The organism is Lutibacter sp. HS1-25, from assembly GCF_004121075.1.
Taxonomy (GTDB): Bacteria; Bacteroidota; Bacteroidia; order Flavobacteriales; family Flavobacteriaceae; genus Lutibacter.
The window spans coordinates 1-10,782 of sequence record NZ_RHLN01000032.1 but is presented as its reverse complement, the minus strand read 5'-3'; the positions used below and the strand labels follow the sequence as shown (position 1 = coordinate 10,782).

Annotated in this window: 12 protein-coding genes; 2 read left to right on the top strand and 10 right to left on the bottom strand. The window is 28.9% G+C overall.

All coding sequences use genetic code 11. The annotated features are described in order from the left end of the window. Window positions 1-111: 111 nt before the first annotated feature. Window positions 112-174, bottom strand: a complete 63-nt coding sequence (locus EC396_RS18285; protein ID WP_370276480.1) for a hypothetical protein — start codon at window positions 172-174, stop codon at window positions 112-114. Between the two features lie 364 nt (window positions 175-538). Here EC396_RS18285 and EC396_RS10740 point away from each other — a divergent pair, with 364 nt between their 5' ends. Continuing rightward, entirely contained in the window at window positions 539-925 is a 387-nt protein-coding gene (locus tag EC396_RS10740) for an HU family DNA-binding protein (protein WP_129366698.1), read from the top strand. Window positions 926-1,023: 98 nt separating this feature from the next. On the opposite strand, the gene EC396_RS10735 is transcribed toward EC396_RS10740, so the two are convergent. From EC396_RS10735 to EC396_RS10695, 9 genes are all read right to left on the bottom strand, one after another. Then, window positions 1,024-2,130: a glycosyltransferase gene (locus EC396_RS10735; protein ID WP_129366697.1), complete on the bottom strand. Its 1,107-nt coding sequence runs from the start codon at window positions 2,128-2,130 to the stop codon at window positions 1,024-1,026. After that, complete coding sequence (locus tag EC396_RS10730) at window positions 2,123-3,091, bottom strand: hypothetical protein (RefSeq protein ID WP_129366696.1); 969 nt, start codon at window positions 3,089-3,091, stop codon at window positions 2,123-2,125. The genes EC396_RS10735 and EC396_RS10730 overlap by 8 nt, the downstream gene beginning before the upstream one ends. Then, entirely contained in the window at window positions 3,070-4,011 is a 942-nt protein-coding gene (locus EC396_RS10725) for a glycosyltransferase family 2 protein (protein ID WP_129366695.1), read from the bottom strand. Before EC396_RS10725 ends, EC396_RS10730 begins: the two co-directional genes overlap by 22 nt. Window position 4,012: 1 nt before the next feature. Further along, window positions 4,013-5,266 (bottom strand): hypothetical protein, encoded by a 1,254-nt coding sequence (locus tag EC396_RS10720; protein WP_129366694.1) that lies wholly within the window; start codon window positions 5,264-5,266, stop codon window positions 4,013-4,015. 40 nt (window positions 5,267-5,306) lie between these two features. Then, a complete protein-coding gene (locus tag EC396_RS10715; RefSeq protein WP_129366693.1) occupies window positions 5,307-6,017 on the bottom strand; it encodes a cytidylyltransferase domain-containing protein in 711 nt (236 codons plus the stop codon). Between the two features lie 12 nt (window positions 6,018-6,029). Continuing rightward, window positions 6,030-7,211 (bottom strand): ABC transporter ATP-binding protein, encoded by a 1,182-nt coding sequence (locus EC396_RS10710; RefSeq protein WP_129366692.1) that lies wholly within the window; start codon window positions 7,209-7,211, stop codon window positions 6,030-6,032. A 372-nt stretch (window positions 7,212-7,583) separates the two neighbouring features. Further along, the gene (locus EC396_RS10705; protein WP_240665689.1) at window positions 7,584-8,450 is read right to left on the bottom strand and encodes an ABC transporter permease; all 867 of its coding nucleotides are present in this window, start codon (window positions 8,448-8,450) and stop codon (window positions 7,584-7,586) included. A 676-nt stretch (window positions 8,451-9,126) separates the two neighbouring features. Further along, the gene (locus EC396_RS10700) at window positions 9,127-9,708 is read right to left on the bottom strand and encodes a nucleotidyl transferase AbiEii/AbiGii toxin family protein (RefSeq protein ID WP_240665688.1); all 582 of its coding nucleotides are present in this window, start codon (window positions 9,706-9,708) and stop codon (window positions 9,127-9,129) included. A 63-nt stretch (window positions 9,709-9,771) separates the two neighbouring features. Beyond that, a complete protein-coding gene (locus EC396_RS10695; protein ID WP_129366690.1) occupies window positions 9,772-10,281 on the bottom strand; it encodes a HigA family addiction module antitoxin in 510 nt (169 codons plus the stop codon). A 171-nt stretch (window positions 10,282-10,452) separates the two neighbouring features. Between EC396_RS10695 and EC396_RS10690 the strand changes: the two genes are divergently transcribed. Continuing rightward, entirely contained in the window at window positions 10,453-10,689 is a 237-nt protein-coding gene (locus EC396_RS10690) for a type II toxin-antitoxin system Phd/YefM family antitoxin (protein WP_129366689.1), read from the top strand. Window positions 10,690-10,782 lie beyond the last annotated feature (93 nt).

The window sequence follows — 10,782 nt, the reverse complement described above, 5'->3', positions numbered from 1 at the left end:
TTTTTCTTTTCAATGGCAATATTAATATCTGTAAACTCAGCAAAAAACACCAACTCAATTGGCAATCTTTTTGAAGTATAACTATCTGGAAAAAAACTATTGGAATGTTGTTCAATTCTTCTCTAAATTACTTGTTACACCTGTGTAGTAAGTATTGTCGGAACATTTTAACATATAAATATAGGATAATTTCATAACGGTTTTTATAGCTAAGTTAATCATTTTAAGCTAACTACTTCTCGATACTGTTTTGCTATTTAATTCTTCTTTTATTCTATAACCATCCTTGCAAAACAACTCGAAGTAACGAACAACACACACCGTCAGTTCGAGTACCGAAGTGCAACGGAGGTGTATCGAGAACCAATACATTCCGCTAAATCACTCGAACTGACGGTTGTTGTGGCCTTTGACTTCCATCCTCTTACTTAAAAAACTTCTAATATTTAATATCTAACTTTTTATATGCTATAAAGTCAAAATTTCACTTCTTTGGCTATTATTTCCTTGATAAATTTGTACTTTTACTAAAAAAGTTATGGCCATAAAATATAAAGTAAGTAAGAATGTAAACACCCTAAAATCATCCAATGAAGATAATTATTATGCAAAAGCAATTTCAAACGGTGAGGTTTCTTCTGATGAATTAATAGATATCCTTTCTGAAAAAACAAAAATACATAAGGCTGACTGTGTCCGTTTTATGATGTATTTAGAAGAAACAATGGTAGAACAATTAGAAAATGGAAAAATTGTTAGATTAGGAGATATCGGCTATTTTCAGGTAGGCATTTCTTCTAATGGTGTTGATGCTGAAACTAAAGTAACTGCTAAAACAATCAACGCTGCAAAAATAAATTTTAGAGTTGGAAAAAGCTTTCGAAATATGCTGAAAGGACTTATTTATGAAAAGGTGAAAGAGTGAAATTTCTAAGCGACATCCATGTCTAGACTGACACATAAAATCGGACGCTACCTATGTAAAAGACACCCTTCTAAAGAGGAGAATTAATGGTGAAGAAATTAATTATTAAAACTATCAATTAATCCATCCAACACATCAATATAACGTTGTTGATAGAAATTATTTTTAATATTCTTTCTACCCTTTAAACCCATTTCTTTTGCTAAAGTAGGATTCTCTAAAATTTCAATCATTTTCAAAGTCATTCCTTCAACATCGTGCTCAGTTACTAAAAATCCGGTCTCATTGTCAATAATTACATCTGGAATACCTGCATGGTTGGTTGAAATAACTGGCAAACCTGCTGCACTAGATTCCAATATTGCAAGAGGTGTACCTTCCATATCTCCTGACAACGGCGTTATAGAATGTTGTACAAAAGCCATAGATTCAGTTAAATAAGCTCTAAATTTTTCAGGAGTAATAACTCCAACCAATTTAATATTGTTTTGAAGATTATAAAAAGCTACCAAATTTTTACATACATCAAATAATAAACCATCACCAGCCATAATTAGTTGCGCATCTGGTATTTTTTTTACCACCTCTTTAAAAGCTAAAATGGTATAATACGGTGCTTTTTTATCTGTAAAACGACCAATAGCAATCAGTTGTTTTTTTGAAAATTGTGGAATAACCTCAAAAAATTCAGGTTGTGGCCCATAAACATTGTAAATCAGCTTTTGATTTGGACACCCAATGCTTAATAATTGTGTTTCCATTTTTTTAGATACAGCAATTACATAACTACTATAATCAAATACTTCCTTAAAATTATGGTGTGCTTTTAATACCCTATGTATCGATGCATCGTAGCCATGAAAATGCGTTATTAAAGGAAGATTAAGCAATTTACATACCCTAATTAAATGATGGGCTGTAGTAGCGTATTGCGCCAATACAACTGATATGTTTTGTTGTTGAAATGATTTCACCAAAGCAAACTCATTTAAACTTAGATTTGTTTGTTTAAATTTCTTCTGAATTTTAAAAACAAATCGGTCAAAACGTGTTAATTTTAATGAACCTCCTTCAAGTTGAGTTGGAATAGCACCTCCAAAATAATAAAAAACATTCCCTTTTAAATACTTTTTTTGCGCTTGAATAAATGTTTCAGAATAAGCGTTTTGATTGGGCGAAATAATTGCAATGTTTTTATTACCCATAAAATTTAATTTTTTTCAATATTTTTTTAAAAAAACTAACTTTCTTTTTTGAAATAGTCAATGTTTCAGAACGTGAGGTCATCATTTTTCCCTTTAAATAATACAATTCAATTACATCTAAATCATCATATTTTAACAGCGAATTTTTATAACTATCTAAATATTTAACTAATAGTTCATCATTTTCATCTAAAACACCTCTAAAAAAACTATTTGTAAAATGTATAAAAACAATTGGAAATTGGCCATTAATTAAAATCGTTCCATCGTCTAATTTAACTCTTTTACAATCATCTTGATTCCAATTAGCAATATTACAACCTTTATGCCTAATTACATCAACACCTTCAAACCTAGAATGAAGAATATCCAAATACCTTTGATCAACATAAAACCCTTCATTTCTATTGACCTCACAATTATACAAACATAATTCTGCCCAATAATTTAATGCTTCAATACCACCTATAGAGGCTCCAATAAAACCACCATTATAAATTCCATCTAAAAAATTCAATTTAAAATTCAGTAAATCATTTTTGGGATTCGAACTCCTAAAATGAGGTGACAATAATATATTACAATGGTTTAATTGGTGAAATAGGAAATTAAAATCACTAAAAAAATGAATGTCACAATCTACATAAATAGCCTTAGCATAATTAGTTTCTAACAAATAACGGAGTATAATCGGTTTCATACCCCATCTATATGCATCTTGATTGTTAATTGCATATTTTTGTTCTAATTGTTGTGCTAATTTAAAAACAGACAAATCATTTTTATTCAAAACAAAAATATTTGTTCTATCTTCAATTTTTTTTTGAATACTCGAAGACAATTCATTATCACTCACAAAAATATAAAAATGAACATTTTTATTAAATTGCTCAACTGAATCGTATAGTGCTAGGGCGTAATGTCCATAATTACCAGTAATTATTGTACAAATTGCATCCATCTTAATTTCTTTTTTATTTTTCGCATAATGTAACTTCTAAAAAAAATAAGGTACAATGGCATTGGCAATTTAATTTGTAAAGCCTGCATAAAACTAAAATAGTTACTTTTTTGTAACCATTCTTCAACCAACCAATAATACTTTTTATAATTTATATTCCTTGAAATGAGTGAACTATTTTTTTTTATTACAAAGGAATACTCTTTGAATCGTTCGTACTCATTTTTAATACTTTTTATAGTTCTAGTTGAATTTTTATGACGTCTAAAATAATTTAAAGCCTGTGAACCGTATGCAATATCGCTTTTTTGTAAAATAGAAATCCACAAAAACCAATCTCCACAATAAAACATAGTTGAAGGTATTTTAATTGCCTTGGCTATTTCTAAGTTAAAAATTACTGCGCTTGCATTGGGAATAGTATTTCTAAACCGCAGATGATACTTTATTTCATTTATCCCTGTATTGCTATAATTTGAACTCCATTTTTTATAATTGGTAATCTTTGCCCAATTATTTTCACCTAGTTGATCATTATCAGTATCAACATTCATAGAACTACAATACACTAAACCGATATTAGGTCGCTTATTAATCAAGCCTATTAACGCTTCTAAAAAATTTAATTCGCAATAATCATCACTCTCCGCAATCCATACATATTTACCTTTCGCCAAGGCAATTCCTTTTTGCCATTGCTTAAAGGGACTCCCAGAATTTTTAGTATTTACTATAAAATGACTCACCTTGGAGTGGTCTTTATATTCATTAAGTATAGTTACACTATTATCTGTACTACAATCATCTAATAAAATAACCTCAAAATTTGTATACGTTTGATTAAACACACTATTTAACCGTTGTTTTAAGTACAACTCATGATTGTAGTTAGGGATAATGATTGAAACTAGTGGGTTCATTCTAAATTTTATAAGGCTTACAATTAAAATTAATATAACTTACTTCATTGGTTATTTTAATAATTTCTTGCTTATCCAAACTTTTAAAATATTTCACACATTCTATAAGCTCAATATCATTTTTAAATTTATCCTTTTCAAACCCAAGAAACAACTCATTTTCAAAAGCAACATATCTTAAGCCAATAATACCTTTTACATATGATTCTATATAAGCCGATGTATTTATGCTGATTGAAAAATCAAATAACCCAATTATTTCATTGACGGTTTTGTCTTTGATGATATTTAAATTATATTTAGAATAATTATTTTCATTTAGTGATGGATGCAATTTTAAACTAAATTTCAGATTCATCATTTTAATATTATCAGAAATCAGAATCTCACATAAAGAATGATTTGCTTTTTCATAAATTTTTCTACCTAACAATATAATACAATTATTTTTAGGTATTTTTACTGAACCTAGACATAAATTATGGTATTTTGGATTTCCTTTTTCTATTAGTAATGTACTTGGATTATATGTTTTAAATAGTTCATGAGTGCTTTTACTCCATGTCCAAACTTCACTTGCACAAACATTTTCATAGTTTATGATATCTAAAGGTACAAATTCTTTATACTTAACATAAACACCATGAACCATAGAAATGGTTCGTACTTTGTGTTTCTTTAAAACTAAACTAAGTATTGACTCATGATAAAAAGATGAATTAAATGTCAGTTGATTTTTTAAAACTATTTTATTACTATTCATTATTTTTTCATAATAATCAATGGTGTTTTTATAACTAGTAATTCTTGAAACCAACCAATTTACCTGACTACTTGTAAGTGATTTATCTTTTAGAAATTTGAAAAATAAAAATACTTTCGTAAACAAAAAATTAAACTCAGTTTTTAATCGTTGAAATTTGAAAAAACGAGCTGAAAGTTTTATTTTTTTTAAATTAATTTTAAATATTTTACTATTATTGAAAAATTCATTTTTATAATCTAAAATTAATTCTGAATAATCAATTCTATCGATGGAATAACTAATTATATTTTCACATTTAATAAATACAATAAAATTTTCATCTATTTCAATAACTTTACTATTCTGCCATGACTGTTTCAATGAATATTTTGGGATTTCCTTTGATTCAAATAAAATTAATAAATCATATGTAATAATTTTATTAAGCGGAATACCTTTATATCGAATATTACATTTACCTTTTAAATAGTTATAAAACTTGTATCCCATTATTATAATTAAAATAAATTTTATTTAAAGTTTATTATATTCAATTATTCTTTTTCAAGGTATCATTATAATAATTAAGTAAATTCAATGCCATATTGTAATCTTCAATTTCATCAATATCAATTCCTGCCAATTTATCCACTTCAAACTTGTAAGGTTTACTACCTATAAAGTATTCTTTATTTAGAATTGATTCTCTGTTATACATATATAACGCATTTGTCACTCTATAAAAATTTGGCAAATCTTGACTTACTGTATGGTTTTTATCAGCGCAATAATTGAGAGGTCCATTGTCATCCCAAAAATATTCTTTTAACAAATTTACTGTCAATAAGGAATCAAAATCTTTATTTTTCTCATTTATAATTTTAATATATTTAGTAAAAGCTTTTAAATAATCTATAGGTTTCATCAGAGGAACTACTACAGTTACCCAAGCGATATGCTTAAAATCTATAGCTTTTACAACTCCTTTTATAACTTCGTTAAAACTAGCTACATGTCCCTCACATAAATATTTATCTCTAACTTTAAATTGTACATCATTCTTAATTGCTATATCAATTAATTTTGGCGAATCTGTACTTATAATTATTTGCTCATTATTAACAATCTCTTTCATCTGCTTTATTTTCCATTCTAACAGAGATTCATCTGTTCCAAAAGGGAGCATAACTTTATTTTTAATTCTTGAGCTACCTTCTCTAACTGGTATAACCACTCCAATATCTGCTAGGGTATTTTTCATAAGTATTTAATTTTATTTCCAATTTGCAGGTAAATGTATAGGGCAATGTGTTAATTGCTTAGATCCAAGACTTATAAAGTCACAAATATTTCTTTTTGATAATAAATATTCTCCTAAAATATTTTTATTTTTTAATTCAATCACATCAACGGTTACAGTGTACTTTCCTGGAGCAAAAACATTAATTACTTCAACCTGTATATTTTCTTCAATTTGAATAAAATCATCTTCTTTATTAGAAATTAATGCTACCGATTTCATTTCTTGATCATAAAAACAAATTGAAATTAAATAATCTCTAAGATTTCCACTTACTTTTAAATCAAAATTAATTATAAATTTTTCCCTTGACTTAATAATAATATTTTTTTGTTTATTATTTATAGTAAAGTTATTAATTTCTGCTTTTCCACTTCCGAATACGCTCTCATTTTCGGTCTTAAATTCATTATAATAGTTTTGTATTAAAAATGAAATATTCTTTGAATTCAAAACAATTCTACCGTTTTTTAACAATAATCCTTTATTAGCTATTTTACCAATTTGTGGCATAGAATGAGAAACAAAAATAACAGCACAATTATTTAACAATTCACTAATCGTATTTAAACATTTTATTCGAAAACCCACATCCCCAACCGCCAATACTTCATCAATAATTAACACATCAGGTTCCATTTGAGCAGCTACTGCAAAACCCAGGCGCACTTTCATACCAGAACTATAATGTTGTACTGGCATATCAATAAACTCACGTATTTCAGCAAAGTCTATGATGTCTTCAACTTTGGCTTCAATTTCTTTTTTGGTAAAGCCTAATATAGCGCCATTGTTATAAATGTTTTCACGCCCTGTTAATATAGGGTTAAAGCCTGCACCCAGCTCTATCAATGCACCTACACGCCCTTTGATGGTTACTTTGCCTTCGTCTGGGTTTATGAGTCCGTTTAGTATTTTTAATAAAGTAGATTTTCCTGCGCCATTGTGCCCTATCAAACCTAAACACTCGCCACGGCGTAATTCAAAATTGATGTCTTTTACTGCCCAAAACTCTTTGTCTCGTAAGGTACGTTCCTGTTTGTTGCCATGGGCATTGCTATATAGATCTTTTACACCATACCAAAGGCTGGTTTTTAGGTCTTTACAGAACTTTTTTGACAGGTTTTCTACTTTTACTAGTACTTCTTCTTGCATTGGGTTAATTGTGGTTGTTGGTCTTCGACAAGCTCAGACTGACATTGTTGTTGGTTGTTTATATTTACTATAATTTTTATTTACAAATAACAGATCTCTTGACTTCAATAGGTCTTCGACAAGCTCAGACTGACATTGGTTATTGGCTCCTTTTCTTTATTTTAATTCTTCATTTCTAAGTTACAAATCCCCGTTTGCATTAGGTCTTCGACAAGCTCAGACTGACATTGGTTATTTGTTGTATTGCGCTTCGACTGCGCTCAGCGTGACAAATTATCTCATCATTCATCACTTTTCACTCTTCATTATTCACTTTTAATTATTCATTTTTAATTATTCATTTTTCACTTTTAATTATTCATTAATTAAGAACTAACTACTCATCCTTTCTACGATAATTGGTATTGAAATTCTATAAAACACCAACCCGATACATAATAACGGCAAACATACTACTATTAGTGCAAAATAATAGGTTAAATATTGAGGTTCTAGTCCTACTATTAAATCTCTGGTTGTTAAAATAAGTGGTGTTAGTGGGTTAAGCTCCATAAAAGTTCTCATAATTCCTTCTTTGGGTATTGCATATACTACTGGGGTAATGTACATAAGAAAACCGAGTCCTAAACTTATTATTTTGGCAATGTCGTTATACAACATGCCAATTGGTGTAATAAATAAACCGATGGTTGTGCCAAATAAAATAACACCTAAAAAGGCAAAAGGAAATAATAACAAACTGCTATGAAAACCTATGCCAAAAACCACTAAAAATACCAGTAACAATACAATTTTAATGGCACTGTTAAACAACAATTTATAAATGCCTGATACCAATAAAGCTTCTTTTGGGAAATTTATTTTTGACAAGATGCCTCCTGCAGATTTTGTGCTTGCCATTGGTGAATTGATGGATTCGTTTAAAATTGACCACAAAAGTGTACCTGCAAAAGCATAAACAGGATAAGGAATACCTGTATCTGTTAGTTGAATGGTACCCGACATATTTAAAAATATCCAAACAAAAGCCGTGGTTAAAGGCGTAATAAATGCCCAAACAATACCCAAATACGACTGGCGGTATTGTGCTGTGATATCTCGAACTGCCAATTGTTTTGCCAAAAAACGAGATGCAATGATATCATGAAAACTAGCTTTTAATAGCTTTAATATTTTGGTATTGTTTTCTTTTTGATAAATTCTGGTTTCTAAAGGCATTTCTTGCTTTATTTTGGCCAAATATAGGGGGTTTTGCAATTATATAAAACAAAAGTTTGAAGGAATTTGGTTTTGGGTTTTGGGTTTTGGCGCGTGTGGGAAAACCAACTGAAGTAATCTATTGGTTGTATCTCGAAAAAATTGTTTTAGTTTTACATAAACAGATCCCCGCATACGCGAAGATGACGGTTAAAATACTCATAAAATATACCTTTGAGGGGACTGAGCGTTAAGAAAATGTTCAGTGAACATTTTTAGCGATAGGGCCAGATGGCGCGTGGGTGAAAATTAGTATAAAACTTCAATAGGGAAAGATTTCACTTTAAGTGCAAAATGACGGTTAAAACACATCCTAAAATATCCCCTTGAGGGGACAGAGCGTTAAGAAAATGTTCAGTGAACATTTTTAGCGATAGGGCCAGATGGCGCGTGGGAAAATGCATGACTGAGCGTTAAGAAAATGTTCAGTGAACATTTTTAGTGCGACATAGCGGTAGCTATGGGCGAGGTGGCGCGCTGATACCAGATGGCGCGTGGGTGAAAATTATTATAAAACTTCAATAGGGAAAGATCTCGCATCAAGTGCGAGATGACGGTTAAAATACACATAAAATATCCCCTTGAGGGGATTATAGGGGTGTAATTTACTTTTGAGGTTTGAGTACACTTTACAAGGTAGTGTCTTAAATTGATAAAACTACCTTAATAAATCCTCAAAATCTTGCTTTATAAGTTCCCAATATTTACCTCTATAACAAATTGGGGTAAATTCAGAATCTGCGATGTCAAAATCTATTATTTTTTTTAATAGCAAGTCTTTGTCTGCATTATAAGGATAACGTTTGAAATAGCAATTTATCATCTCATTTAAAGAATAATATTCTAGCAACTCGTGAATATCCCAAAAGTCCTTTTTTCTACCTCCTTGAGCTATTACTTCAAACTTCATAGCTATTATTTCTTCAATAGCAGCGAAACGTATGTGTTCTATTTCTAAACCAGGAAATACAAAAAGATCCGTATAAAACAAATCTAATTTCAGTAAATTATTCTCATCTTGGCCAATAAAATAAGATTTACCCATACCAATTTCAGTTGTAGTAAATGATTCAACATATGCAAAGTTCTGATTTAAAATTTCATCTATTTTATTAAAATCTATACTTCCATATTCAGCATCTGTAAATAAATCTATATCCACTGATTCTCTATGCCCCAATTGCAAACTTAATGAAGTACCACCTACAATTCTAAATTTATCAAGTTCTTTAATACTCATAAGAAGCTTAAGAGTATCCCATAATAAAACTGAAACTGTACTTAAATATAAGGCCATTTAAAATTATATTAAATTATACTCAATAGCATTATTCTTAAAAGTAGATAAATAACTTTTTTTAATTGATTTAATTTCTATACTTACAGCATCCTTGCCATAAAATGAAATAATTTCATTTATTTCAGTTTCGTTACCTCTTTCTAAAATTCTTTTGATAATGGCTTTTTTATTTTTAACCCAGTCGATCTTATCCATTGTTGTATCCCAAAAAATTATTTTTCTAAACTTATCAAGATTAGGCTGTTTTTTAGGTAAATTATTCGCCGCTATTTTAACATCATAACTTGCTTGTAGTAACATAAAATAATCTTCTTCTACATTGAAGTGTTTAGCCAACTTAATTGAAATACTTGGGTTTATGCCTCTTCTCTGATTCAAAATTGCACTGATAGTTTGCTTATGCTCATTAATAGCATCAGCAAGTTCACTGCTTTTCATATCTTGTCGAGATAACTCTCTTTTCAATATAACACCAGGATGTAAACCTTTTATTTTAAATAATTGTGGCAACATTGTATTTAAATTTATATTACAAAATTAGCAAATAATAATTAGTAAACAAAATTGTTTACCTTCCTAAAATAAGCTGACTAAAATCAAACAACTTATTACAAATAAAGATGTCATAAATTTTGAATCAGATTATTTTGTACGTAATTTTGTACATATTTAAAATGTTGAATTATGATTACAACGACAATATCCGATTTTAGAAAAGATATAAAAGATTACTTAAATAAAGTTACCGAAAACTTTGAAACACTAATTATCAATCGAGGTAAAAACTCGGGTGTTGTAGTGATTTCTTTAGAAGAATACAATTCTCTTATGACAACTCAACACGAAATGTCTTCAATTACAAATAAAGATGTCATAAATTTTGAATCAGATTATTTTGTACGTAATTTTGTACATATTTAAAATGTTGAATTATGATTACAACGACAATATCCGATTTTAGAAAAGATATAAAAGATTACTTAAATAAAGTTACCGAAAACTTTGAAACACTAA